This window comes from Pantoea sp. RIT413, assembly GCF_003057675.2.
Lineage (GTDB): Bacteria > Pseudomonadota > Gammaproteobacteria > Enterobacterales > Enterobacteriaceae > Pantoea > Pantoea eucrina.
In genome coordinates this window covers 172,287-198,601 of sequence record NZ_QBJB02000007.1, presented here as the reverse complement: position 1 = coordinate 198,601, position 26,315 = coordinate 172,287, and the positions used below count along the sequence as shown (strand labels likewise).

Here is a 26,315-nt window from a genome sequence, read left to right as displayed (position 1 = left end):
TCCTCCTCCGGAGTCAACCACTTTTTTCAGCGTTTTCTCCGGCGGAAGTTCTTACCGAATCTTCCTGTCGACGCCGTTTTCCGTAAGCCGGTGTGCCGTGTCGATGGAGGCGCATTATAGGGAGTTCTTCCGGGCTGACAAGCGTTAAATACAAAAAAAGAATCGTTCGCGCTATTTTTCGCCACAACGCTCTATTTCACAACGATTTGCCTGGTAACTGCGCAAATTCATACGCAAATCTGCTCACTGCAGACCAGTCGGTGTACTCGACTTCTTTAGAGGTATCGGTTTCACCACCGGTCATGCGCATAATTAACTGAATCATTACCCGATCAAACCAGCGATAGCGCGGATAACGTAACGCGCCAGCAAACACAGCGCAGCAGTCGGGCTGCCACGGTGACTGCTCAAGAAATTTGCGGGTATAGGCATTGGTTTGCGGGGAACGCTTGTCAGCTTTGCGCGCCGTCAGATTCACGCTAAAAAATCCGCTTACCCGCTGCTGCAGCGACTGCCGGTGCTGCGTGACAAACTTCATCAGCGCCGTATCAAAATGACCATAGCGAATCGAGGCGCCTATCAGTACGCGATCGTACTGCGACCAGTCAATCTGCCTCGTCTCTGCAAGATCCTGCACATCACATAACTGCTGCGGTACCAGAGTCTGAGCAATACGCGCTGCAATTTCGCGGGTTTGTCCGTCGCGGGTGGAATAAAGTATTAATGCTTTCATTACAGGTTCCTGTTTCTCTTATTCACGCCAGAAAGTCGGCGTGAACAGCACCAGCAGCGTAAAGACCTCAAGACGCCCGAACAGCATCGTCAGGATCAATATCCATTTCGCCACATCATTCATGGTTGTGAAGTTGTCTGCGACTACACCCAGCCCCGGCCCAAGGTTGTTCAGCGTTGCCGCAACGGCAGCAAACGCGGAGAAGTCATCAACGCCGGTCGCGATAATTGCCAGCATGCTGAGCAGAAACACCAGCGCATAGGCGGAGAAGAAACCCCATACCGCTTCCAGAATACGCTCCGGCAGCGCCCGGTTGCCAAGCTTAATGGTGTAAACCGCATTAGGGTGCACCAGACGTTTTAGCTCACGTGAACCCTGCTTGAACAATAGCAGAATACGAATAACCTTCAGGCCGCCCCCGGTTGAGCCAGCCATACCACCGATAAATGCTGAGCAGAGCAGCAGCACCGGCAGGAACAGCGGCCAGCGTGCAATGCTATCTGTGGTGAAGCCCGCCGTTGTTGCCCATGACACTACCTGGAAAAAAGCCTGATTCAGCGTTTGCCAGCCGCTGTCATAAACATTATGCAGCCAGAGCACCAGCGTGCAGATCACCACCAGCGTAAACTGCACGCCAATAAACATCCGGAATTCAGGATCGCGCCAGTAAACCTTCAGGTTACGCCCGCTCAGCAGTGAAAAGTGCAGGCCGTAGTTACAGCCGGAAATCAGCAGAAACACCGCAACAATCGTGTTGATCGTCGGGCTGTTAAAATAGCCGATGCTGGCGTCGTGCGTGGAGAAACCGCCAATCGCGATGGTAGAAAAGCTGTGCCCGATAGCGTCAAACATCGGCATGCCGGCCAGCCACAGGGCCAGCGCGCAGGCGATGGTCAGCACAACATAAATCAGCCACAGCGTTTTTGCTGTCTCTGCAATACGCGGCCGCATCTTATTGTCCTTCAGCGGCCCGGGCATTTCGGCGCGATAAAGCTGCATGCCACCAACGCCCAGAATCGGCAGTATGGCAACGGCCAGCACGATAATCCCCATACCGCCCAGCCACTGCAGCATCTGCCGGTAAAACAGAATCGCTTTCGGCAGGGAGTCGAGCCCCACCAGCGTCGTTGCACCCGTCGTCGTCAGGCCGGAAAAGGATTCGAAAAAGGCATCGGTCGCGGAGAGGTGAGGCTGCTCGGCAAAGATAAACGGCATTGCACCGACGCTGCCCAGTACCGTCCAGAACAGCACCACAATCAGAAAGCCTTCGCGCGGTTTAAGTTCGGTCTTCTGTTTACGGTTGGGCCACCAGAGCAGCGAACCAATGACAATCGCCATCAGGAACGTCTGACTGAAGGCGCGGCCGGCACCGTCGCGATAAATCAGCGCCACTAAACCCGGTACAATCATGGTTACCGAGAATAAAATAACCAGCAGACCCACAATGCGGGTAATGGCGCGGAAGTGCATTCAGCCGTGTCCTTTGTTCAGTTATCCAGCGGGAGCAGCGCTAGCGCACCCCGGCTGTAGTCAGAGAGGTTTTGCTTAAAGGCCGCTATCTGCGAATGAGGCAGCGCAATGCGCAGCGTGATGCAATCTTCATAGCGGCTCTCTTCGGTAACGCCGTCAAAACGCTGCAGCAGGCGTTCTATATCGCTCATCTGTGCATAATCACAGCGCAGCATAAAAGATTGCATCGGCACTTTGCGCTGACGCGGCAGCTGTTTCAGTCCCTGCTGCACCCCGCCGCCGTAAGCTTTGACCAGCCCGCCGGTCCCCAGCATGATGCCGCCATAATAGCGTACGACTACGGCAGTGATCTCACCAAGGCCGCTCCCCATCAGCTGCGCCAGCATCGGCTTACCTGCCGTGCCGGAGGGTTCGCCATCGTCGGAGAAGCCCAGCTGCTGTGAATCGTCCGGAGCACCGGCAACCCAGGCCCAGCAGTGATGCCGCGCAGCGGGATGCTCGCTTTTGACCCGCTGCACAAACGCCCGCGCCGCTTCAGCACCCGGCGTATGCGCCAGCAGAGTGATAAAGCGGCTTTTTTTGATCGTCTCTTCGCTGCTGCTTATCGCCTCAGCCGGAATATCATAAGCGTCCATCAGGCCAGGTGCAGGTCGCGCGTCATATTCTCAATGCGATTAGGGTGGATCACCACATTATCTTCAATGCGAATTCCGCCATACGGCTTCAGCGCATCAATCGCCTGCCAGTCAAAGTGCTGGGTGTACTTACCCCCGCGTAGCGGCGCCAGCAGCGAATCGATAATATAGAAGCCCGGCTCAATGGTCAGTACCATGCCGGGCTCCAGCACCCGGGTGCAGCGCAGATAAGGGTATTGCGCCGGCGCAGCCAGATGCGTGCCGCGATCGTCCTGCATAAAACCGGCCACATCATGTACCTGCAGCCCGAGGGGATGACCCAGGCCGTGCGGCATGAAAGGTCCGGTGAGATTCTCTGCCACCAGCGCCTCTTCCGTCAGGCCTTTTACCAGACCAAATTTCAGCAACAAACGCGCAATGCGCTGATGCATCTGCAGATGATAATCGGTATAGCGCACGCCCGCTTTCAGCGTAGCGATTAGCGCCAGCTCCTCTTTATTCATTGCCTCCACCAGCTCGGCATAGCGCGTTTTACTTTGCGCCGCATAGCTGCGGGTTAAATCTGCTGCATATCCTGCATACTCAGCGCCGGCGTCAATCAGGAAGCTGTGACGTTTGGCTGGCGGCTGGTGATCGAGCCGGGTGTAGTGCAGCACGGCTGCATGTTCGTTCAGCGCCACAATATTGCCATACGGCACATCCGTATCCCGGTGCCCGGTAGCGGTAAGATAGGCGAGGTTAATATCGAACTCGCTCATGCCGGAGAAAAACGCCTCTTTAGCCGCGCGATGGCCAGCAACCGCCAGCTTCTGCGCCTGACGCAGGCAGGCGAGCTCATAATCCGTTTTGATACTGCGATGATAATGCAGGAAATCGATGACCGCCTGCGGGTTGATCTGCGCGCTGCTGAAGCCCAGCTGCGCAGCACGTTCCGGTACCGGGCCAATGTAGGCGACGTTTTCACGCGATGCTGGCAGCAGCTGTGCAATCTCATCTGCATTTTTCAGCCCGATGACATCAACATCTCCGGTCCAGAAGCTCTCCGGCAGCGGCTCGACGTTATGCCAGTAGTCGACGGGTGAATAGAACCACAGTTTAGGTTTATTGCTGCCGTCGACCCACAGCCAGCAGTTCGGCACCTGCGTGACCGGCACCCAGGCTTTGAACTGCGGATTCACTTTAAACGGATAGGTGTGATCATCCAGAAAAACGGTCTGTAGCTCGCCGGAGTGGATCAGCAGCGCATCCAGTTTGCCGCGCGCCAGAATCTGTTGCGCCCGCTGCTGCAGCGTTTTGATATGCGCCTGATACAGTGTTTTCAGTGAATCCATGAACGAGTCTCCGATGTCGCGAAAGTGGCCGCAGTGTAGCATAGCCGCGCCGCTATTGGCGCGCCAGCCAGCCTGTGATCGCGGTATCAAATAAGCACACTGCCGTTTGCAAAAGAGGGGCAGGCCGCTCACACTCCTGTTCATCTGGTATGACCAGATCACTTTTCGCGGTTTCAGGAGACGGATATGCTCTACCAAGGCGATACCCTTTCATTACACTGGCTCGAAGACGGCGTTGCCGAGCTGGTTTTCGATGCTCCCGGCTCGGTCAATAAACTTGATATTAAAACCGTCGCCAGCCTGGGAGAGGCGCTGAATGTACTGCAGCAGCAGCCCGGTCTGCGCGGTCTGCTGTTAAGCTCCGCCAAACCCGCTTTTATCGTCGGCGCGGATATCACCGAGTTTCTTTCGCTGTTTGATGCCCCTGAAGAGAAACTGAGCGCGTGGCTGACCTTTGCTAACAGCATTTTTAACCGGCTGGAAGATCTGCCGGTGCCGACCATTGCCGCCATTGATGGCTATGCGCTGGGGGGTGGCTGCGAGTGTGTGCTGGCAACCGATCTGCGCGTCGCGACGCCGGAGACGCGTATTGGCCTGCCGGAAACCCGACTCGGCATCATGCCAGGCTTTGGCGGTAGCGTGCGTTTGCCGCGCCTGCTGGGAGCCGACAGCGCGCTGGAGATCATTGCCGCCGGCAAAGATGTGGATGGATTAAGCGCGCTGAAGCTGGGTCTGGTCGATGCCGTGGTCAGCCGCGACAAACTGCGCAGCGCCGCGCTCACTATGCTGCACGACGCCATTACCCAGCAGAGCTGGCAGGCACGCCGGGCGCCGAAGCTGGCGCCGCTGAAGCTGAGTCCGGTTGAAGCCGCGATGAGCTTTACGCTGGCGAAAAGCATGGTGCTGCAGACGGCAGGTAAACACTACCCTGCCCCGCTGACAGCGGTGAAAACAATTGAAGCTGCCGCCGGGCTGACGCGCGATGATGCGCTTAAGCTTGAAACGGCTGCGTTTGTGCCGCTGGCACAGAGCGATGTTGCCCGCGCGCTGGTCGGCATTTTCCTTAACGATCAATATGTCAAAAGCCTGGCGAAAAAACATAGCGCCCGCGCAGAGCTGCCGCAGCAGGCCGCCGTGCTGGGTGCCGGCATCATGGGGGGCGGGATTGCCTGGCAGTCAGCGTGGAAAGGCGTACCCGTTATCCTGAAAGATATCAGTGAAAAAGCGCTGACGCTGGGTATGAATGAAGCCAGCAAGCTGCTGAATAAGCAGCTGGCGCGCGGCAAAATTGATGGTGCGAAACTTGCTGCCGTGCTGACAACTATCCAGCCGGTGCTGGAGTATAGCGGTTTCCGCCGCGCTGATGTGGTGGTAGAAGCGGTAGTGGAGAATCCGGCGATCAAAGCGAAAGTGCTCGCTGAGACCGAACAGCAGCTGCGGGACGATGCCATTCTCGCCTCCAACACCTCAACCATCCCGATTAGCGAACTGGCGAAAGCGCTGCAGCGTCCGCAAAATTTCTGCGGTATGCACTTTTTCAATCCGGTACCGCGCATGCCGCTGGTGGAAGTGATCCGCGGCGAACAGACCTCAGAAGCGACCATCAGTAAGGTGGTGGCGTGGGCCAGCAAAATGGGAAAAACAGCGGTCGTGGTTAACGATTGTCCCGGTTTCTTTGTTAACCGGGTACTGTTCCCCTATTTTGCGGCTTTCAGCCTGCTGCTGCGCGACGGCGCTGATTATCGCCAGATTGATAAAGTCATGGAGCAGCAGTTTGGCTGGCCAATGGGGCCGGCGTGGCTGCTGGATGTGGTCGGTATCGATACCGCCCATCATGCGCAGCAGGTCATGGCGCAGGGCTTTCCGGCGCGCATGCAGAAAAACTATCGGGATGCCATCGATGTCCTGTTTGATGCGGGCCGGTTTGGGCAGAAAAACGGCCTCGGCTTCTACCGCTGGGAACAGGATAAAAAAGGCAAACCGCAGAAGATACACGATCCGGACGCCGATACGCTGCTGAGCAGCGTCAGTGAACCAGCACGCGCATTCAGCAATGAAGAGATTATCAACCGTATGATGCTGCCGATGCTGCATGAAGTGGTGCGCTGTCTGGAAGAGAAGATTATCGCCTCACCGGCAGAAGCAGATATGGCGCTGGTCTATGGCCTCGGCTTCCCGCCATTCCGCGGCGGCGCTTTCCGCTATCTTGATACGCTCGGTAACAGCAATGTGGTCGACCAGGCCAGACGCTACGCACATCTCGGCGCGCTTTATACGCTGCCGGAGGCGCTGGTGCAGCGTGCGCACGCGCATCAGAGCTGGTACCCCGCCGTTCAACCTATTGATGAAGCGTCGCTGCAGCGCGCCTGAGGAACAGAGATGGAAAATGTCGTCATTATTGATGCCGCACGCACGCCCATGGGCCGCTCTAAAGGCGGCGCCTTTCGTCAGGTGCGGGCGGAAGATCTCTCAGCACATCTGATGCGGGAGCTGCTGAGCCGCAACCCGGCGATCGACCCCGCCTCGCTGGATGATATCATCTGGGGCTGCGTGCAGCAGACGCTGGAGCAGGGATTTAATATTGCGCGCAACGCGGCGCTGCTGGCGGAAATTCCGCACCGCGTGCCCGCCAGCACGGTGAATCGCCTCTGCGGTTCATCTATGCAGGCGCTGCATGATGCTGCCCGGGCCATTATGACCGGCGATGCGCAGACCTGCCTGATTGGCGGCGTTGAGCATATGGGCCATGTCCCGATGAGCCACGGCGTTGATTTCCATCCCGGCCTGAGCCGGACAGTGGCAAAAGCCGCCGGCATGATGGGCCTGACAGCGGAAATGCTGGCGCGCATGCACCATATCAGCCGCGAACAGCAGGATGCGTTTGCTTTCCGTTCGCATCAGCGTGCATGGGCGGCGACGCAGCGCGGCGATTTTGCCCGCGAAATTATTCCCACCTGGGGGCACGACGCCGATGGCGTGCTGAAGCGCTATGAGAGTGATGAGGTCATCCGTCCGGAGACCAGCCTGGAGGGTCTGGCCGCGCTGCGGCCGGCGTTTGATCCGGTGAGCGGCACGGTGACCGCCGGCAGTTCATCCGCGCTTTCTGACGGCGCTGCCGCCATGCTGATCATGAGTGAAAGCCGCGCCCGTGAACTGGGCATCACCCCGCGTGCGCGTATCCGCAGTATGGCGGTAACCGGCTGCGATCCTTCAATTATGGGATACGGCCCGGTTCCCGCCAGCAAAATGGCGCTGAAGCGTGCCGGACTCAGCGTAGCGGATATCGGACTGTTTGAACTTAATGAGGCTTTTGCTGCGCAAACCCTGCCCTGCATCAAAGATTTAGGGCTTATAGCGCAGATGGATGAGAAAGTAAACCTGAATGGCGGGGCGATTGCGCTGGGGCATCCGCTGGGCTGTTCCGGCGCGCGCATCAGCACCACCCTGCTCAACCAGATGACACAGCATGACGTGCAGTTTGGCCTGGCAACCATGTGTATCGGCCTGGGTCAGGGCATCGCCACCGTATTTGAACGTATCTAAAACAGAGACCTGTGAATCGCACGTGTTCCCGCCCTTCCGGGCGGGCTTTTTTACGGCTGCGCCTCAGATAAACGCAAAGGCATCGCCATACATCTGCGCTTCCAGCGCGCCGCGCTCGCTGCAGAAACGCTCACGGGCAATTTTTGCCATCTCAAAGCGTCCGGCGATATAGATGTCATGGCCGCTCAGATCGGCATGATCCTGCATAACGGCGGTCAGTACCGTCCCGCTGCGCCCCTGCCAGCCATCTGCAGGCTGCTCAACCACTGGAATCACCTTGAGATTCGGGTGTTTTACCGCCAGCGCTTCCAGCTCATCCATATCGTAGAGGTGCTGCAGTTCACGTCCGCCCCAGTAAATGGCGATATCACGATCGGGCTGCTGCGCCAGCGCGGTCAGCAGCAGTGAACGCGCGTAGGAAAAGCCGGTGCCGCCGGCGATCAGAATCACCGGGCGCTCGCTCTCTTCCCGCAGCCACGCATCACCATGCGGCATATCAATCGTTACCTGGCGGTCGCTTCTGATGCGATCCATCACGGCCATAGCGTAAAGATTGAGATCGGATGCGCCAATGTGCAGCTCAATAATCTCTTTCTCCATTGGCGTTGAGGCAATGGAGAAAGGACGCTTGTCGCGCTCATCCATTACCACCATCAGATACTGACCGGCGCGAAAGCTAAATTCCGCTTCCGGGATCAGGCGCACCCGATATACGGTGTCGGTAATCGCCTCAACCGAAGTCACTTTGCAGCTTAACGTCGTCATAATTGCCCTTTCTTATGGTTCTCTGCTGCCGTCAGCGCTGCGGCGGTTCGGCAAAGATTGCTAACTCATCCCAGATTGCGTCAATACGCGCGGTGACCGCCGGATCTTTGACGATCGGCGTGCCCCACTCGCGCTGCGTTTCACCCGGCCATTTATTAGTAGCATCCAGCCCCATTTTGGAGCCCAGCCCCGAAACCGGTGAAGCAAAGTCGAGGTAATCGATCGGCGTATTCTCTACCAGTACGGTATCGCGCGCCGGGTCCATGCGGGTGGTAATCGCCCAAATCACATCATTCCAGTCGCGCGCGTTTACGTCGTCGTCACACACAATAACAAATTTGGTGTACATAAACTGACGCAGAAATGACCAGACGCCAAACATCACCCGCTTGGCATGTCCTGCGTACTGTTTTTTAATCGTCACTACCGCCAGGCGGTAGGAGCAGCCTTCAGGCGGCAGATAAAAATCGACAATTTCCGGAAACTGTTTGATTAAGATTGGCACCAGCACTTCATTCAGTGCCACCCCCAGTACCGCAGGCTCATCGGGTGGACGACCGGTATAGGTGGAATGATAGATCGGTTTACGCCGCTGCGTAACGTGCGTAACGGTAAAGACCGGAAAGCTGTCTACTTCATTATAGTAACCGGTATGGTCGCCATAGGGACCTTCCGGCGCCATGTCGCCCGGTTCAATGTAGCCTTCCAGCACAATTTCCGCGCTGGCGGGCACTTCCAGATCGCAGGAGACGCATTTTACCACTTCGGTTTTATTGCCGCGCAGCAGGCCGGCGAAGGCGTACTCCGAGAGCGTATCCGGCACCGGCGTGACCGCGCCCAGTATGGTGGCGGGATCGGCACCCAGCGCCACCGCGACCGGAAAGCGTTCGCCGGGGTGGGCTTTGCACCACTCCTGAAAATCGAGCGCGCCGCCGCGGTGCGACAGCCAGCGCATAATCAGCCGGTTTTTGCCGATAACCTGCTGGCGGTAGATCCCCAGGTTCTGCCGCTCTTTATGCGGTCCGCGCGAAACGGTCAGCCCCCAGGTAATCAGCGGTGCCGCATCGCCAGGCCAGCACTTCATCACCGGAATACGCGACAAATCAACCTCATCGCCGCTGAAGATCTCTTCCTGACAGGGAGCATTGCGCAGACGCTTTGTTGGCATATTCAGCACCTGCTTAAACCGCGGCATTTTGTCAAAGAGATCGCGGAAGCCTTTGGGCGGCTCCGGCTCCTTCAGAAATGCCAGCAGTTTACCGACGTCGCGCAGCGCGCTGACCTCCTCCTGCCCCATACCCATCGCCACGCGCTTTGGCGTGCCAAACAGGTTACACAGCACCGGCATGTCATACCCTTTGGGGTTTTCAAACAGCAGCGCCGGGCCGCCGGCACGCAGCGTGCGGTCGGCGATTTCGGTCATCTCCAGTTCAGGATCAATCTCCTGAGTGATGCGCTTGAGCTCGCCACGCTGTTCCAGCAGCGAAAGAAAATCTCGTAAGTCCTGGTATTTCATGTGGCTTCAGTTTTCCGGCCAGAGTGAATCGGGAAATCGTGCAGATCCGTAATGGTCTGGCAGTCTGATACAGATGCGCCCTGGTCGTCAATTCTCTTGCCGCAAAGCGCACAGATAACGCACTAATCAGAAAATTCGCAGAGAATTTCTCTGGCCGGTACGGTATACGCCAGCCGATGCGCTATAACTCTGACTGCAGGTTTGTTATTCTTGGCATCCATTATTTGGGGGCAGTTATGGAATCCTGGTACTTACTCTATTGCAAACGCGGACAGCTGCTGCGCGCTAAGGAACATCTTGAGCGTCAGGCAGTAACATGCCTCAGTCCAACGATCGCGATGGAGAAGCTGGTGCGCGGTAAACGCACCACTGTCAGTGAGCCGCTGTTCCCTAACTATCTGTTTATCGAATTCGATCCGGAAGCGATTCATACCACCACCATCAGCAGCACGCGCGGCGTCAGCCATTTTGTGCGCTTCGGCGCTATGCCCGCCACGGTGCCCTATGAAGTGATTGAAGCACTGCAAACCGATACACCACAGATTGTTCTGGATCCTGAAACGCCGCAGTCGGGCGATGAAGTGCTTATCACCGACGGCACGTTTGAAGGGCTGCGGGCGATTTTTGCCGAGCCCGACGGAGAAACCCGTTCGATCCTGTTGCTGAACCTGCTGAATAAGCAGGTGATGCGCAGTGTGGATAACAAACTGTTTCGTAAGGTTTAAGCCAGCCTGAACAGCTGACGCGCGTTTGCGTCGGCCTGCGCACTCAGCGCCTCCGCCGTCTCTCCGCGCCAGCCCGCCACCTGCTGTACCAGATGAGGCAGAAAACAGGGTTCATTGCGCCGCGAGGCCGGACGGGGCCGCATATCGCGCGGCAGTAAATAAGGCGCGTCCGTCTCCAGCAGTAAACGCTCCGCCGGGATCAGCGGCAGCATCTCACGCAGCGCCATTCCCCGGCGTTCATCACACACCCAGCCGGTAATGCCCACGGAGAGGCCCAGCGCCAGACAGGCTTCCAGCTCCGCACGCGTGCCGGTAAAGCAGTGTACCACCGCTCCCGTCAGCTTCGGCAGCCACGGCTCCAGCACCGCAACAAAGCGATCGTGCGCTTCGCGGCAGTGTAAGAACACCGGCAGCTGCAGCTCTGCAGCCAGCGCCAGCTGGGCATCGAATGCATACTCCTGCTGCTGATGCGCAGCCAGATTGCGGTTGAAGTCGAGCCCGCACTCCCCTATGGCAACCACCTGTTCGCTCTCTGCCAGGCGGCGCAGCGTGCTGGCTGTTTCTGCGGACCACTCACTGGCGTGATGCGGATGGACGCCGGCCGTAGACCAGCAGTAGCCGGGATGCTGTGCTGCCAGCTGTCGTGCCTGCTGGCTCTCCAGCGCGTTAGTGCCGGTAAGCAGCATGCCGGTGACACCTGCTTCGCGCGCGCGCTTAACCACCTGAGCGCGATCTTTTGCGAATTGCGTGCTGGTCAGGTTTACACCGATATCAAACATCTCTTTCCCCAAATAAAAACCGCCCGGCAGGCGGGCGGTTTGTAAAATGCTTTCACCCCGCGCGCAACGGGGCGTCCTGCGTAAACGCGATCAGGAGTCTTCCTCTGCCGCTTTACGCCCTTTACCCACGTAGTAGCGGGAAAAGAATACGCCGACTTCAAACAGGCAGTACATCGGAATAGCGAGCAAAGTTTGGGAAAAAACGTCTGGCGGTGTGAGCAGCATCCCAACAACGAAAGCGCCGACCAGAATATAAGGCCGTTTTTTCCGCAAATCGTCTGGCGTGGTGATCCCGGTCCAGCAGAGCAGCACGATGCCTATCGGCACTTCAAACGCAACGCCAAATGCCATAAACAGCGTCATGACAAAGTCGAGATAGTTCGTAATGTCGGTCGCAATGGTGACGCCCTGCGGCGCGGTCTTGGCAAAAAAGCCAAACGCCAGCGGAAAGACAATAAAGTAGGCAAAAGCCACACCCACGTAGAACAGCAGCGTACTGGAGAAAAGCAGCGGCATAACCAGCCGGCGTTCATGCCGATAGAGCGCTGGCGCGATAAATGCCCATACCTGATAGAGGATCACCGGAACCGCCAGAAACACCGAGACAATAAGGGTCAGCTTGATCGGCGTAAAAAATGGCGAGGCAACATCTGTGGCAATCATACTGGCGCCGGCCGGCATCTGGCTGATCAGCGGTGCGGCGACCGCGTGATAGATATCGTTAGCGAAATAGATCAGGCAGAGAAAAATCGCAAACACGGCAATGATGCAGTTCAGCAGACGCTTACGCAGCTCGATCAGATGGCTGATGAGCGGCTGGGTATCTTCAACAGCCATGGTTATCGTTCATCTTTTGCAGAAAGGGGAGTGGGTGAGTGCGCCGCATCAGCCCGATCGCTGACGGTTTCTGCGGCGGCAGGTGCCTGCGCCGGAGCGCTGGCGTGATGCTCCGCCTGCGCCGGCGTGACGGCAGCAGCCGGCGGCACATCAGGTTTAACCGCGGCAGGCTGATGAATCGTATTCGCTTCATCCTCCGCTTTTTCGATATCAATACTCTGCTGAACAGAGCGCTTCATGGAGTCAGCGGTTTTACGCAGCTCTTCCATTGACTGCTTCAGCTCCGGAGAGAGCGTTCCCTTTCCCGCCTCTTCCACTTTCTTCAGGCTGTCCTGCAACTCCTGCAGCTTTAGCTCCTGCGCCAGCTCGTGCTGCACATTAGCCGCCAGCGAGCGAATTGCCCGGATCCAGCCCACTACCGTTTTTACCGCCACCGGCAGACGTTGCGGCCCGAGTACAATCAGGCCGATCACGAACACCAGAACCAGTTCACTAAAGCCAATATCGAACACAGTTACACCTTACTTATCCCGCGGCTGATCTTTATTCACCGGGTCATGCTGTTTATCTGCCAGCGTTTTGGCATTGAAGTCAGCATCCTGCTCTTTAGGCAGATCTTTTTTCTCATCTTCATCACTCATCGCTTTTTTAAAGCCGCGAATGGATGAGCCAAGATCTGAACCGAGGTTGCGCAGTTTATTGGTGCCGAACAGAAGTACAACGATGACGGCAATGATTAACAATTGCCAGATACTGATACCGCCCATGAGATATGCCTCTGAAATACTTAACAAAACGAAAAACTGTAATGTGGCGGGCCGGGAAACCGGCTCCGGCCTGCGACATTACGCGATTTGCACCAGGCAAACAATTAGTTTGTCTTGCGCCAGCCCACCAGCCAGGTCACGATGCCCGCCGCCATTAACAGCGCCGGGAAGAAGTCCCAGTCAGGCCGGCTCAGGAGTACTGCCGTCCCGCTTAACAGCAGCGTGGCCCCCACGCCAAACAGGTAGCGCGACTGGTGATGCCGGGTGCGCTGCGCGTTCAGTTCATTAACCAGTTTATCAACGCTGTGCTGCAATAACTTATGCTGGCGCATGCTGTCGTAAAACAGTTCCGGCAGTTCTGGCAATTTCTCTGCCCAGAAAGGCGCTTTCTCTTTAACCTTACGTACCAGCGCCGGAAGACCAATCTGATCTTTGATCCACTCTTCCAGAAACGGCTTCGCGGTTTTCCATAAATCGAGCTGCGGATAGAGCTGACGTCCAATCCCTTCAATATAGAGTAGCGTTTTTTGCAGCAGCACCAGCTGCGGCTGCACTTCCATATTAAAGCGGCGCGCCGTGTTGAACAGGTTGAGCAGCACGTGACCAAATGAGATCTCCGCCAGCGGCTTCTCAAAAATCGGTTCGCAGACGGTGCGGATTGCAAACTCAAAATCTTCAACGTTAGTATCGGGCGGCACCCAGCCGGAATCCACGTGGAGTTCCGCTACCTTGCGGTAGTCGCGGTTAAAAAAGGCAATAAAGTTTTCGGCCAGATAGCGCTTATCTTCTTTGTTAAGCGATCCCACAATCCCGCAGTCGATACCGATATATTGCGGATCTTCCGGACGATCGTAACTGACAAAAATGTTGCCCGGATGCATATCGGCGTGAAAGAAGCTGTCGCGAAATACCTGGGTAAAGAAAACCTGCACGCCGCGTTCAGCCAGCAGCTTCATATTGACGCCGTGCTGCTCCAGCGTGGCGACATCGGAGATCGGGATTCCGTAAATCCGCTCCATCACCAGCATGGTTTCGCTGCAGTAATCGGAGTAGACCTCCGGTACGTAGAGCATGCGGCTCTGATCAAAATTACGGCGCAGCTGAATCGCATTGGCCGCTTCCCGCAGCAGATTGAGTTCATCAATCAGCGTTTTTTCGTAATCGCGGACCACTTCCATCGGACGCAGGCGGCGACCATCCGGCAACAGGCGCGGCACCCAGCGTGCCAGCCGGTAGATCAGCTTCATATCCGCTTTGATTACCGGCAGGATATCAGGGCGGATCACTTTGATGACCACTTTGCGGCCGTTAGATTTCAGCGTCGCGGTGTGGACCTGAGCAATAGAGGCAGAGGCGAGCGGTTTGATATCGAAATCGTCAAACCAGGTCTCAACCGGACCGCCAATCGAGCGCTCAATCTGCGCTTTTGCTTTTACGCCGTCAAACGGCGCGACGCGGTCCTGCAGGATTGCCAGCTCGTCGGCAATTTTAGGCGGAAACAGATCGCGACGGGTTGAGAGCATCTGACCAAACTTGATCCAGACCGGGCCAAGCTGCTCCATTGCCAGACGCAGGCGCAGGCCCATCTCCGCTTCTTTATGCCGGTTGGGGATCCAGAATACGCAGCGGCGCCACAGCCGCAGCGGCAGCGTGATGCGCATGTGCGGTATGAGTTCATCCAGCCCGTAGGTCAGAAAAATTTTAACGATAAAATATAAGCGCCGAAGTTCTCCGAGCGTCATTTCGCCTCCCGCTGTGCCAGACGCGCCTCAAAGGCGTTTAGTGAACGCTCCATCGCTTCAACCTCTTCTGCAAACCATGCCAGCTCCAGCGCACCCGGCGCCAGCCGCCACTCTTCGGTTACCACCTGGCTGAGATAGTCCTGACGGCGCGTTACCTGCTGCTGCGCAAAAGCCAGCGCCCGCCTGCCGGCCTGACTGATACCCTGTGCCGCAATATCACCGGTCCAGGGTGCCAGATACTCTGCCGGATCGAGTTCAGCCAGATCCATTAATGCGGAGAACTGCTGTACCACCTGCAGATCGCCCTCAACGTTCAGCTCGCCGCTGCGGATCAGGCCGGTGAGCTGCTGGCGATCGCGCAGTTTAGGCAACGTACTCAGGCGCAGGCTGACGCTGCAGTCGCTGCTGTCCTGCCAGTCGCCCAGCACGTCCAGTCGCGTTTCGCTGAAGACCAGCACAAGGGGAAAATCGAGCTCCTGCAGCCGCAGCAGCAGCACCTTACCTGCCAGGCGCTGCCGGGCGGCTTTCAGGCTACGATCGCGATAAAGTACACGATTCAGCGCGGTTTCAAGCGCGCCGGTAATAAGAGGGGTTAGCGTCATGGTCACTCAGAACTTAAAGCCACGATGCAGCGCGACAATGCCGCCAGTCATGTTGTGATACGTGCTGTTTTCAAAACCGGCGTCGTTCATCATCGCTTTCAGGGTCTCCTGATCGGGATGCATACGAATAGATTCAGCCAGATAGCGATAGCTCTCTGCGTCATTCGCCACCAGCTGCCCGATACGCGGCAGAATATGGAATGAATAGGCGTCATACGCCTTGCTCAGCGGATCCAGCACCGGCTTAGAAAATTCCAGCACCAGCAGACGACCGCCCGGCTTCAGCACGCGAAACATTGAAGCCAGCGCTTTCTCTTTTTCCGTGACGTTGCGCAGGCCAAACGAGATGGTGATGCAGTCAAAATAGTTATCCGGGAACGGCAGAGCTTCCGCATTCGCCTGCACATAGCTGACGTTGCCGGTGACCCCAAGATTACGCAGCTTTTCACGGCCCATTTTCAGCATCGAGCTGTTAATATCCGCCAGAACCACCTGCCCGGTTTCACCCACCAGACGGGAAAATTTCGCCGTGAGATCGCCCGTGCCGCCTGCCAGGTCGAGCACGCGCTGACCGCGACGCACGCCGCTGCTGTCAATGGTAAAACGCTTCCATACGCGATGGACGCCGAACGACATCAAATCGTTCATCAGGTCATATTTTGCCGCAACGGAATGAAACACGTCCGCGACTTTATCGGCCTTTTCACTTTTTGCTACGGTCTGGAAGCCAAAGTGAGTAGTTTCCTGCTGTGATTCATCTGCCATCGGTTTTACCTGTTCCACAAATAATTCTCTCCGAAGTGTATCAGAGTCGCGCGATCCGAGCACGTTGCCGCCGGTTATTCATTGATACGGCGCACTTCCGCTGCCGTTTCCGCATCATCCTCTGCCCAGCGCTCATCCGCTTCATCCGGCAGCGCCTGCTGCACCAGCTGCGGATTAATGGGCCGCTTAACTTCGACTCCCAGCGACTTAAACGCCTCGCTCTGGGCGATAAGATTGCCGCGCCCTTCTGCCAGCTTTTTCATCGCCTGCTGATAGCTCTGCTGCGCCTTGTCCAGATTATGTCCGATGCCGCTCATATCATCGACAAACAGCCGCATTTTGTCATAGAGCCGTGCGGCGCGATCGGCAATCCGCTGGGCGTTGCGGCTCTGATGCTCATAGCGCCACAGATTATTGATAGTACGCAGCGCCACCAGCAGCGTAGTCGGACTGACCAGCATGATATTCTGCTGCAGCGCCTCGCTAATCAGCTCAGGCTGCCGATCGATGGCCAGCAAAAACGCCGGCTCCACCGGTATAAACATCAGCACATAATCCAGCGAGCGTAAACCGGGTAATTGTTGATAATCTTTTCGCCCCAGCAGACGAATATGACCGCGCATCGCCGCAACATGGTCCTGAATAGCCAGCTCCCGTGCGGCATCATCCTCAGCGTTAAAGTAGCGCTCATACGCGACCAGCGTCATCTTGGCATCCACCACCACATCTTTGCCCTGCGGCAGCCGGACAATCACGTCGGGCTGCATGCGCCCCTGCTCCAGTGCGATGTTCACCTGGGTTTCATACTCATACCCCTCACGCAGGCCGGACGCTTCCAGTACCCGACTGAGCACCACTTCGCCCCAGTTACCCTGAATCTTGTTGTCGCCTTTCAGCGCTTTGGTCAGGTTTAACGCCTCCTGCGCCATTTGTGCATTGAGCTGCTGCAGCTGGCGGATCTCATACGTTAACGTATGACGCTCACGCGCCTCCTGACCAAAACTCTCATTGACCTGACGGCGAAAGCCATCCAGCTGATCGCGCAGCGGCGCAATCAGGCTGTTAAGACTCTGACGATTTTGCTCATCAACACGGCGACCGCTGTTTTCAAAAATGCGGTTCGCAAGATTCTCAAACTGGGCGCTCAGACGCTGCTCGCTGCTGGTCAGCAGCCGCTGCTTCTCTTCAGCGGCAAAGCGCGTCTCCTCCAGCCGGATAGTCACCTCGCGCAGCTCCGCTTCCTGTGCGCTGTTGACCTCCAGCTGATTACGCAGCTCGCGGCTGAGCTGTTCACTTTCAGCACGCCAGTAATCCAGCTGCTGCAGGCGCTCCTGCGCCCCGCTCAGGGTGCCATGCAGCTGCCGCAGCTCCTGTTCACGCTGCCGGAGCTGCAGCTGCAGCTGTTCCTGTTCGCGCTGCTGACGCTGCTGCGCCGCTTCCAGCAGGCGATGCTCCGCGGTCAGGCTGGCGTGCTGCTGACCGGCACGCAGCTGCGCCAGCAGCCAGCCGATACCCAGACCGGCCAGTGCCAGTACAAGCGTAATAATAAGTTGCTGATCCATGATCCCCCCGCCCCTCGCGATGCTCAGGGGAAAGGTAAAGTTGGCCTGGAGGAATGTCTACTGAAATCTCTGAACGCCAGGCCGCAGGAGGTCAGCAGGCTCTGACCGTGAGTTCGCCCGCTTTCCAGGCATCGATCAGGAAAAACGGCATCGGCAGCACCCATTCACTCTCATTCACCACGCGCGCCGGATAACACCAGCTCTGGCCGCCACAGGCGAGTTCAACCTGCTGCGCACCGTTGCAGGGGGCAGTGGCCTTACCGGTCATGCTGGCATAGCCGGCGTTACTGCCGACATGAAAATGTTCTGTCTGCCAGCGAACGGGGGCGTGAGCGGGCCACGGCTGCGCCTGATGAAAATGAAAAAGATCGTCATGACTGAGCAGGCTGGCACGAACGGTGGGCCACAGCGCCACTTTGAGGAAATATTGATCGGTGAAGCGCTGATTGCCGGTGTAGCGCGCCATAAAGTCGCGCATCTGCTGCGCAAGGTTGCGGACGACGCCGTGACAGCCGCCCCACATTCCGGCCAGCAGCAGTTCGGTATGGGTAAAGTAGTCACGCATATGATGAAACCAGAACGGCGAGTCGAGCCAGGCCTGCACGGCCGCAGCTTCGCGCTCTGACAGCAGCGAGTCGGCGTCGCGAATGATAAAGCGCCTGACCGTGGGGTCATCCATTACCAGAAAGCGCCAGAGCGTAGGCTGAATCTCTTTTTCGTGCGACATATCCACCAGCTGCGCGCCGGCGTGCTGCAGGCGCTGCCAGACATGCTGCGGCACGCTTTCATCCAGATAGACGCGACACTGCCATGCCGGATAGAGCTCGCGCGCCACTTCAACGTTTTTAATCAGCGTTTCGCAGTAGCGCGGCTGGTTGCCATACAGGCTGAACGCAATACTGTTTTCCGCCGGGTTGTGCGGGTTAAACGCCGGCGGCGCATCAGCCGGAAACGGGTGCTTTTGTCCGGCAGAAAAGCGCGCATCGGAGTGCATCAGCGAAGCCAGGCCGTAGCGTGCCACCTCATCCGGCTTATCCAGCCAGCCACAGACCTCGGTCAGGCCATCCAGCCAGGTTTCCGAAGCCTGTGCACGCTGTGCGTCAGGCGCCTGGCAGATTTTCTGATAGATTTTGTACGATTTTTTATAGTCGCCGGTGCGCATCAGCGTCAGTGCATAGTCGCTGAGCACCTGCATATGGTTCGGCATTACCCGCAATACCGCTTCACAGCACTGACGCGCCTGCGCGTAGTCGCCGTCGGCCATCGCCTGGCGAAACTGCGTGGCGGCGTGTTCAACGCGCGCCTGCGCAGCAGCGGGATTATTGACAGCGGCGGAACGGGGAGCGGAGAAGGTTTTGCGCATAAAAGGGATCCCAGAGTTCGCTGAATAGGTGCGCATCCTGATTCGTCAGCGGCTGAGTTCCCTGTGAGGCGGGTCCCGCATCCATTGCCAACTGGCGCGCTACAGTAAGCGACGCGCGGCTTCCACCACAATTTTCACAGCGTCGCTCTCGGTCTGCTTCATGGTTGCCGCGTCCGGGATCTCTTTTTGCGTACGGTTCACAATGACGCCAGCCACCATGCCGGCACGCAGTCCCTGACTGGCGCACATGGTTAACAGTGTAGCGGATTCCATCTCATAGTTAAGTACGCCCATCGCCTGCCACTCCTGCATGGAGCCCTGGAAGCGATTGACCACGCGACCAGAGAAGGTGTCGTAACGCTCCTGCCCCGGATAGAAGGTGTCAGAAGAGGCAGTGATGCCGATATGGGTACGCGCGCCGCACTCTTCTGCCGCCGCGACCAGCGCCGTGGTACAGGCAAAATCGGCCACGGCCGGGAATTCCATCGGAGCAAAGTGCAGGCTGGCGCCATCCAGGCGTACTGAGGCGGTCGTCACCAGCACGTCACCAACGTTAATGTGCGGCTGAATGGCGCCGGTGGTGCCGACGCGCAGGAAGGTCCGGACGCCGAGCTGCGCCAGCTCCTCTACCGCAATTGAGGTTGAAGGACCACCGATACCGGTTGAGCAGACCACTACCGGCTTGCCGTCGATCTCCGCCAGCCAGGTGGTGAATTCACGATGCGACGCCAGATGCTGCGGATTCTCCATCAGCGCCGCGATTTTTTTCACCCGCTCCGGGTCGCCCGGGACGATCGCCAGCGTAGCGCCTTTCAGGTCAGCTTTAGTGATACCAAGGTGGAAAACGTCAGACTGGGTCATATCAGACTCCTGCTAATTAAGTATTGTGACGCGCACTCTACGTGAGGCAGCGCGACAAATATGTGATATCTCTCACTTCAAATAATGAAAGTTACATTACCAACCGCACTATTTGTGATTTTTGTCACAATATAACGCGCCGTTTCACACATTTATCCGGCATGGTGCTGCGTAAGCTTCAGCGGCAATGTTAATACAGAAGCCGCATCTGAGAATCTGTTCCTTTTACCCTGTAACCATCCGGCCATCATGACCAGGCTATAGTTACCTGATTGCGCACCTGCCAGCACGGAGAGAACCATGAAAACCACAGAAAATATGGCACAAGAATCGACCCCGGGTGGCTTCGCCTCAGCGGCGCAGCCCGCCGCCAGCAGCACAATCATTACCCAAAGCGATGCGATTCAGTGTGGCGAGACCTCAATTCCCAGCCAGGGGGAAAATCTGCCCGCCTGGTACGCACGACCTAAATCATTCAGCGGTACGCTGCCGGTGGTACTGGTGGTTCAGGAGATTTTCGGCGTACATGAGCATATCCGCGATCTGTGTCGCCGCCTGGCACTGGAGGGCTACCTCGCAGTGGCACCGGAACTCTATTTCCGCGAAGGCGATCCGCAGGAGTATCACGATATCCCGACGCTGCTCAGCGAGCTGGTGAGCAAAGTGCCCGACAGCCAGGTGCTTGCCGATCTCGATCATGCGGCAAACTGGGCTGCACGGCACGATGGCGATATTCGTCGTCTGGCGATTACCGGCTTCTGCTGGGGCGGGCGCATCAGCTGGCTGTTTGCCGCACACAATCCTCAGGTGCGTGCCGCAGCGGCGTGGTATGGCCGCCTGGAAGGAGAAAAAACGCTGAAGCAGCAGAAGCATCCGATTGATGTCGCCGTCGATCTGAACGCGCCGGTGCTCGGCCTGTATGGCGGGCAGGATGAGGGTATTCCGCTGGAGAGTATTGATAAAATGCGTCAGGCGCTGCATGCCGCCAATGCCAAAGCAGAAATTGTGGTCTATCCGGATGCCGGTCACGCGTTTAACGCCGATTATCGTCCGGGCTACCATGCAGAATCGGCCCGGGATGGCTGGCAGCGTATGCTGGCGTGGTTCAAACAGTATGGGGTAGCCCCCAGCGCGTAACGTTATCCGGGGCGCTGAGGCGCCCTTTTTCATGCACGTTCTGCTTTTGACGCCCGCGTTTGCTGCCTCTGCGCACAGCAGCCCATTCCATTTAGCCATCCAGATGTTTACACCGCCACAATCTGCGGGTAGTGTATAGCTTACCGCGTTATTCGTTTTGTCCCGCTGTGAAGGATTCTCATGATCGAACTCAAACACCTGCGAACGCTGCAGGCGTTACACAACACCGGCTCGCTCGCCGCCGCTGCGGCGCAGCTGCACCAGACGCAGTCTGCCTTATCGCATCAGTTCAGCGATCTGGAGCAGCGCCTTGGCTTCCGGCTGTTTGTGCGTAAAAGCCAGCCGCTGCGCTTTACGCCGCAGGGTGAGATTTTACTGCAGCTGGCAGAGCAGGTACTGCCGCAGATCCAGCAGGCGCTGCAGGCGTGTCATGAGCCACAGCAGCAGGCCACGCTGCGCATCGCTATTGAATGCCACAGCTGTATTCAGTGGCTGACGCCTGCGCTGAATAACTTCCGCAAAAGCTGGCCGCAGGTGGTGATGGATTTTAAATCCGGCGTCACCTTTGATCCGCAGCCGGCGCTGCAGCAGGGCGAGCTTGATGTGGTACTGACCTCAGATATTCTGCCGCGCAGCGGGCTGTTTTATACGCCGATGTTTGATTTTGAGATGCGGCTGGTGCTGGCACCCGATCATCCGCTGGCGCAGCGCACGCATATTACGCCGCAGGATTTCGCTGATGAAGTTCTGATGATCTACCCGGTACAGCGCCAGCGGCTGGATGTCTGGCGTCACTTTCTGCAGCCCGCCGGCGTCAGCCCGGCGCTGAAAAGCGTGGATAATACGCTGCTGCTGATTCAGATGGTTTCGGCGCAGATGGGGATCGCCGCCCTGCCGCACTGGGTGGTTGAGAACTTTGAAAAGCAGGGGCTGGTCGTCACCAAAACGCTGGGCGACGGTCTCTGGAGCCGGCTCTACGCCGCCGTACGCGAAGGCGAACAGCGTCAGCCGGTACTGGAAGCCTTTGTGCGCTTTGCCCGCCAGCACGCCTGCGATCACCTGCCGTTTGTGCGCGACGCTTCGCAGCCGGGCGCGGTATTACCCGGCGCATCCTGATGGTCCGGCGCGGCGTGCGCGCGCCGCGCTGTTATCCCCGCCCCGCCTGCACTATAATGCGCCGCCCTTACTGCATACCCGGAGAGTTTCACCATGACCAATAACGATGTTCTGCGCAGCGTGCGCTATATGCTCGATCTGAGCGATAGCAAAGTGGTGGAGATTTTTGCCCTTGCGGGAAGCGATGTGCCGCTGGAGGATGTGCAGGCCTGGCTGAAAAAAGAGGATGACGCCGCGTTTCGCAAACTGCCTGATGTACTGATGGGCTATTTCCTCAACGGCCTGATCTACTACCGGCGCGGTAAAAGCGACGATGCGCCGGCACCCTCTGTTGAACGCCGCATGAGCAATAACATCTTTCTGAAGAAACTGCGTATCGCGTTTGCGCTGAAAACCACCGATATTCCCGACATCCTGCTGAAAGCCAACTTCAAGGTTTCACAGGGTGAAATCGGCGCTATCTTCCGCAATCCGGATCACAAGAACTATCGCGAATGTGGTGATCAAATTCTGCGTAATTTCCTGAAAGGGTTAACGCTTATCCAGCGTCCGGGAACGCCGGCGAAGAAAAGCTGATCGCACGGCGCAGCCTGCAGGCTGCGCCCGCCACGTGCTCAGGCGTGACGCCTGCCGATCACCCAGCGTTTATGCACATAGAGTGAAGCGAAGATCACCGCAGCGCCCGCAATAAAGCTCGGCCAGTGCGGCTTCTCCTGCCAGATCGCCAGATTTACCAGCAGCCCCGCCGGAACATGCATATTGTTCATAATGCCCAGCGTGCCGGCATCCACCTGCGTGGCTCCATAGTTCCACATAAAATAGCCCAGCCCGGATGCGGCAACGCCCAGCCATATCAGCACGCTCCACTGCAGCGTGGTCGTGGGCAGCTTCTGCGGATTGCCCCACAGCGACCAGGCCAGCGCGGCAATCAGCACCGCTCCGAGATAGAACCAGGAGAACGCCGTATGCTGCGGCATAGGCCGCGTCTCCTGCAGCCGTTTGTATCCCACCATGCCGACAGCAAAGCAGAGATTCGCCGCCTGCACCAGCAGCAGACCCAGCCAGAAATGATCGCTGACTTTGTCATAGCGAATAATGACTGCCCCCGCTACCGCCAGCAGCGCGCTGAAGGCGTAGCCGATGCGCAGCGGACGCCGGCTCAGCAGGTCATAAATCAGCGTAATATAGAGCGGCGTCATCACCGTAAACAGCAGGAACTCAGATACGCTCAGGTAGAGATAGGCTTCAAAACTGAGCAGATACATAATGCCGAGCTGCAGCATTCCCACCAGCATATAGAGCATCAACGTTGATGCCCGGTAGCCGCGCCAGCGCAAAAACGGCAGAAAAACCAGCGCGGCCAGGCCCAGGCGCATCAACACGGAAAACCAGCTATCCACCTGGCCGGCCAGATATTCGCCGATCAGGCTAAAAGAAAAAGCCCACAATACAGTGGTGATAATAAGTAACAGCACGGCACACCATTCCCCGATAAACAGAGGCGCTAGTGTAATCAAACCTGCATGAACCAGCTGAATAATCTGGTTTACAACTGATCATATTTTGCCCGCTTGTGGCGGACAGCTGGCGATACGCGCTGGTCAGCTGTTACCTCCTGACACAGGCTCTGGTCAGAATGCGCATGAACACCAGCTTAAAACCTGGCAAAATGCGCGAAATCCAACATTTCCTGGTTTTTTTCGCTCCTGATTGTCATAAAACTGTAACATATGTGTCACACGTCACAGTAACGTGCAGCAACCATCTCTATCCTTTGCGCGATATGGAAACACCAGGTTTCCTTTGCGCTTATGCGTATTTCTGCCCCAACCTGCTGGGAAATTCATAACTATTCTGCGCCCCGGAGGGCCACACTCATGCTGAGTATTTTTAAACCTGCACCGCATCGGCCTCAGGTCGCTGACGATCGTGTTGATCCACTGTATCGCCGGCTGCGCTGGCAGATCTTCCTCGGGATCTTCTTCGGCTATGCGGCTTACTATCTGGTACGCAAAAACTTCGCGCTGGCGATGCCCTATCTGGTTGAACAGGGGTTCTCGCGCGGGGATTTAGGGTTTGCCCTCTCCGGCATCTCTATTGCGTACGGCTTTTCCAAATTTATCATGGGTTCTGTTTCCGATCGCTCAAACCCTCGCGTTTTTCTGCCGGCGGGCCTGATTCTTGCCGCCTCGGTCATGCTGTTTATGGGCTTCGTGCCCTGGGCGACCTCCAGCATTATGGTGATGTTTGTGCTGCTGTTCCTGTGTGGCTGGTTCCAGGGAATGGGCTGGCCGCCGTGTGGCCGCACCATGGTGCACTGGTGGTCACAGAAAGAGCGCGGCGGCATTGTTTCCGTGTGGAACTGCGCGCATAACGTCGGAGGCGGTATCCCGCCACTGCTGTTCCTGCTCGGTATGGCGTGGTTTAACGACTGGAAAGCGGCGCTCTATATGCCCGCGTTTGGCGCCATTCTGATCGCGCTGTTTGCGTTTGCCATGATGCGCGATACACCGCAATCATGCGGTCTGCCGCCGATTGAAGCGTGGAAAAATGACTATCCGCCTGATTACAGCGAGGACCATGAGCAGGAGCTGACCGCAAAGCAGATCTTTATGCAGTACATCCTGCCCAATAAGCTTCTGTGGTATATCGCGCTGGCAAACGTCTTTGTCTATCTGCTGCGCTACGGCATCCTCGACTGGTCGCCGACCTATCTGAAAGAGGTGAAACACTTTACGCTGGATAAATCCTCCTGGGCCTACTTCCTGTATGAGTATGCGGGCATTCCCGGTACGCTGCTGTGCGGCTGGATGTCAGACAAAGTGTTCAGAGGCAATCGCGGCGCGACCGGCGTGTTCTTTATGACGCTGGTGACAATCGCTACCGTGATCTACTGGCTTAACCCGCCGGGCAATCCGGGCATCGATATGCTCTGTATGATTGTGATTGGCTTTCTGATCTACGGCCCGGTGATGCTGATTGGCCTGCACGCGCTGGAACTGGCACCGAAGAAGGCCGCCGGCACCGCAGCGGGCTTTACCGGCCTGTTCGGTTATCTGGGTGGCTCCGTGGCAGCCAGCGCTATCGTTGGCTATACCGTTGATTTCTTCGGCTGGGATGGCGGGTTTATGGTGATGATCGCCGGCTCGGTGCTGGCAGTGGTGCTGCTGCTGCTCACCATGATCAACGAACATAAGCATAAGAAACAGCTCGGATAAGCGAGGCGGGCCGGGAGAGACCGGCCCGTTTTTTTACTCCAGAAAGAGTTTACGCAGCGTGTGCGGCACCGCATCGTCCGCATTGCTGCCAATGATCTCCAGCGATGGCAGCGTATCTTTCAGGCGCTGCTGACCGTTGTGCATAATGCACCCTTTACCGGCCATACTCAGCATCTCAACATCATTCATGCCATCGCCGAATGCGATGCACGCTTTCAGCGAATGCCCCAGCTGTTTTGCCACAGCCTCCAGCGCGTGCCCCTTCGACACGCCGCCCGCCATCACTTCCAGACAGGTTGGCAGCGAGAAACTGACGTTAACGCGATCGCCCCAGCGCGCTTCAATCGCCTGCTCCAGCGGCAGCAGACGAGCCGGATCGCTGCAGGTGAAGAAGACTTTGCTGATGCCATCGGTGGGCAATATTCCCGGCTCATAGAGCTGATACATAAACTCCGACTCCTGGAAATAGTCCTGCTCATCGGGATGGTGACGGTTCATAAACCACTCATCATCGCGATAAACATGGGTCAGAATATTTTCATCCTGATATTTCAGGGCGTAAAGCTCGCTGGCGATATCGCCGTCAAGATTGTGGCTGAAAATCAGCTCGCCTGCGGCGTTATGCACGCGCGCGCCGTTGGAGGTGATCATATACGCCGGAATGCCGAGCTTGTCGCGCATCTGTCCCACGTCGATATGGTGGCGGCCGGTGGCAAAAACAAAATGGATATCACGCGCCACCAGCGCCTGCAGCGTGGTACGGGCAAACGGCGTCAGACGATGTTGCGGCGAGAGCAGCGTGCCATCCAGATCGGATGCAACGATGTGAAACATGGAAACCTCGGGTT

The 26,315-nt window shown here is 57.2% G+C and carries 25 protein-coding genes; 7 read left to right on the top strand and 18 right to left on the bottom strand.

Going from position 1 to position 26,315, the window contains the following annotated elements:
• Positions 1–196: 196 nt before the first annotated feature.
• The 4 genes from hemG to pepQ are packed head-to-tail and all read right to left on the bottom strand — an operon-like array spanning position 197 to position 4,169.
• Entirely contained in the window at positions 197–733 is a 537-nt protein-coding gene (gene hemG, locus DBY66_RS11600; protein WP_104085841.1) for a menaquinone-dependent protoporphyrinogen IX dehydrogenase, read from the bottom strand.
• Between the two features lie 18 nt (positions 734–751).
• The gene (gene trkH / locus DBY66_RS11595; RefSeq protein ID WP_065647777.1) at positions 752–2,203 is read right to left on the bottom strand and encodes a Trk system potassium transporter TrkH; all 1,452 of its coding nucleotides are present in this window, start codon (positions 2,201–2,203) and stop codon (positions 752–754) included.
• Positions 2,204–2,220: 17 nt separating this feature from the next.
• Positions 2,221–2,838, bottom strand: coding sequence for an IMPACT family protein (locus DBY66_RS11590; protein WP_108570295.1), 618 nt, complete (start codon positions 2,836–2,838; stop codon positions 2,221–2,223).
• Complete coding sequence (gene pepQ, locus DBY66_RS11585) at positions 2,838–4,169, bottom strand: Xaa-Pro dipeptidase (RefSeq protein WP_071668198.1); 1,332 nt, start codon at positions 4,167–4,169, stop codon at positions 2,838–2,840. The genes DBY66_RS11590 and pepQ overlap by 1 nt, the downstream gene beginning before the upstream one ends.
• A 186-nt stretch (positions 4,170–4,355) precedes the next feature.
• Here pepQ and fadB point away from each other — a divergent pair, with 186 nt between their 5' ends.
• Together fadB and fadA are read left to right on the top strand one after the other, a co-directional pair.
• The gene (gene fadB / locus DBY66_RS11580) at positions 4,356–6,539 is read left to right on the top strand and encodes a fatty acid oxidation complex subunit alpha FadB (protein ID WP_108570296.1); all 2,184 of its coding nucleotides are present in this window, start codon (positions 4,356–4,358) and stop codon (positions 6,537–6,539) included.
• A 9-nt stretch (positions 6,540–6,548) separates the two neighbouring features.
• Positions 6,549–7,712: an acetyl-CoA C-acyltransferase FadA gene (gene fadA, locus DBY66_RS11575; protein ID WP_108570297.1), complete on the top strand. Its 1,164-nt coding sequence runs from the start codon at positions 6,549–6,551 to the stop codon at positions 7,710–7,712.
• Between the two features lie 63 nt (positions 7,713–7,775).
• On the opposite strand, the gene fre is transcribed toward fadA, so the two are convergent.
• Together fre and ubiD are read right to left on the bottom strand one after the other, a co-directional pair.
• Positions 7,776–8,477: an NAD(P)H-flavin reductase gene (fre, locus tag DBY66_RS11570; RefSeq protein WP_039381815.1), complete on the bottom strand. Its 702-nt coding sequence runs from the start codon at positions 8,475–8,477 to the stop codon at positions 7,776–7,778.
• A 31-nt stretch (positions 8,478–8,508) separates the two neighbouring features.
• Positions 8,509–9,993, bottom strand: a complete 1,485-nt coding sequence (gene ubiD / locus DBY66_RS11565) for a 4-hydroxy-3-polyprenylbenzoate decarboxylase (RefSeq protein WP_108570298.1) — start codon at positions 9,991–9,993, stop codon at positions 8,509–8,511.
• Between the two features lie 236 nt (positions 9,994–10,229).
• Between ubiD and rfaH the strand changes: the two genes are divergently transcribed.
• Positions 10,230–10,718, top strand: a complete 489-nt coding sequence (gene rfaH / locus DBY66_RS11560; protein WP_039381813.1) for a transcription/translation regulatory transformer protein RfaH — start codon at positions 10,230–10,232, stop codon at positions 10,716–10,718.
• On the opposite strand, the gene tatD is transcribed toward rfaH, so the two are convergent.
• The 10 genes from tatD to udp form a co-directional block, all read right to left on the bottom strand.
• Positions 10,715–11,497 (bottom strand): 3'-5' ssDNA/RNA exonuclease TatD, encoded by a 783-nt coding sequence (gene tatD / locus DBY66_RS11555; protein WP_039381811.1) that lies wholly within the window; start codon positions 11,495–11,497, stop codon positions 10,715–10,717. The two genes, rfaH and tatD, sit on opposite strands and share 4 nt — an antisense overlap.
• 90 nt (positions 11,498–11,587) lie before the next feature.
• Complete coding sequence (gene tatC / locus DBY66_RS11550; protein ID WP_108570299.1) at positions 11,588–12,334, bottom strand: Sec-independent protein translocase subunit TatC; 747 nt, start codon at positions 12,332–12,334, stop codon at positions 11,588–11,590.
• A gap of 2 nt (positions 12,335–12,336) precedes the next feature.
• On the bottom strand, positions 12,337–12,846 hold the full coding sequence (tatB, locus tag DBY66_RS11545) for a Sec-independent protein translocase protein TatB (RefSeq protein ID WP_039381806.1): 510 nt from the start codon (positions 12,844–12,846) through the stop codon (positions 12,337–12,339).
• A gap of 9 nt (positions 12,847–12,855) precedes the next feature.
• On the bottom strand, positions 12,856–13,101 hold the full coding sequence (gene tatA / locus DBY66_RS11540; protein WP_039381803.1) for a twin-arginine translocase TatA/TatE family subunit: 246 nt from the start codon (positions 13,099–13,101) through the stop codon (positions 12,856–12,858).
• A 104-nt stretch (positions 13,102–13,205) separates the two neighbouring features.
• Entirely contained in the window at positions 13,206–14,843 is a 1,638-nt protein-coding gene (gene ubiB / locus DBY66_RS11535; RefSeq protein WP_039381801.1) for a ubiquinone biosynthesis regulatory protein kinase UbiB, read from the bottom strand.
• Entirely contained in the window at positions 14,840–15,445 is a 606-nt protein-coding gene (locus DBY66_RS11530) for an SCP2 domain-containing protein (protein WP_039381799.1), read from the bottom strand. Before DBY66_RS11530 ends, ubiB begins: the two co-directional genes overlap by 4 nt.
• Positions 15,446–15,451: 6 nt before the next feature.
• A complete protein-coding gene (gene ubiE / locus DBY66_RS11525; RefSeq protein WP_039381797.1) occupies positions 15,452–16,210 on the bottom strand; it encodes a bifunctional demethylmenaquinone methyltransferase/2-methoxy-6-polyprenyl-1,4-benzoquinol methylase UbiE in 759 nt (252 codons plus the stop codon).
• Positions 16,211–16,284: 74 nt separating this feature from the next.
• Entirely contained in the window at positions 16,285–17,772 is a 1,488-nt protein-coding gene (rmuC, locus tag DBY66_RS11520; protein WP_104085848.1) for a DNA recombination protein RmuC, read from the bottom strand.
• A 91-nt stretch (positions 17,773–17,863) separates the two neighbouring features.
• Positions 17,864–19,135 (bottom strand): tetratricopeptide repeat protein, encoded by a 1,272-nt coding sequence (locus DBY66_RS11515; protein ID WP_108570300.1) that lies wholly within the window; start codon positions 19,133–19,135, stop codon positions 17,864–17,866.
• Between the two features lie 99 nt (positions 19,136–19,234).
• Complete coding sequence (gene udp, locus DBY66_RS11510; protein WP_039381790.1) at positions 19,235–19,996, bottom strand: uridine phosphorylase; 762 nt, start codon at positions 19,994–19,996, stop codon at positions 19,235–19,237.
• 300 nt (positions 19,997–20,296) lie between these two features.
• On the opposite strand from udp, the gene DBY66_RS11505 reads away from it, so the two are divergent.
• From DBY66_RS11505 to DBY66_RS11495, 3 genes are all read left to right on the top strand, one after another.
• Positions 20,297–21,133 carry a dienelactone hydrolase family protein gene (locus tag DBY66_RS11505; protein ID WP_104085850.1) on the top strand — a complete coding sequence of 279 codons (837 nt, stop codon included), beginning with the start codon at positions 20,297–20,299 and terminating at the stop codon, positions 21,131–21,133.
• Positions 21,134–21,313: 180 nt separating this feature from the next.
• Complete coding sequence (gene metR, locus DBY66_RS11500) at positions 21,314–22,249, top strand: HTH-type transcriptional regulator MetR (RefSeq protein WP_039381784.1); 936 nt, start codon at positions 21,314–21,316, stop codon at positions 22,247–22,249.
• A 93-nt stretch (positions 22,250–22,342) separates the two neighbouring features.
• A complete protein-coding gene (locus tag DBY66_RS11495; protein ID WP_071668203.1) occupies positions 22,343–22,825 on the top strand; it encodes a DUF1456 family protein in 483 nt (160 codons plus the stop codon).
• Between the two features lie 38 nt (positions 22,826–22,863).
• On the opposite strand, the gene DBY66_RS11490 is transcribed toward DBY66_RS11495, so the two are convergent.
• On the bottom strand, positions 22,864–23,724 hold the full coding sequence (locus tag DBY66_RS11490) for a carboxylate/amino acid/amine transporter (RefSeq protein ID WP_108570301.1): 861 nt from the start codon (positions 23,722–23,724) through the stop codon (positions 22,864–22,866).
• Between the two features lie 402 nt (positions 23,725–24,126).
• Between DBY66_RS11490 and glpT the strand changes: the two genes are divergently transcribed.
• A complete protein-coding gene (gene glpT, locus DBY66_RS11485; RefSeq protein ID WP_071668204.1) occupies positions 24,127–25,467 on the top strand; it encodes a glycerol-3-phosphate transporter in 1,341 nt (446 codons plus the stop codon).
• 33 nt (positions 25,468–25,500) lie between these two features.
• Here the strand turns inward: glpT and yigL are convergent, their stop codons facing one another.
• Positions 25,501–26,301: a sugar/pyridoxal phosphate phosphatase YigL gene (gene yigL, locus DBY66_RS11480; RefSeq protein WP_094111152.1), complete on the bottom strand. Its 801-nt coding sequence runs from the start codon at positions 26,299–26,301 to the stop codon at positions 25,501–25,503.
• Positions 26,302–26,315 lie beyond the last annotated feature (14 nt).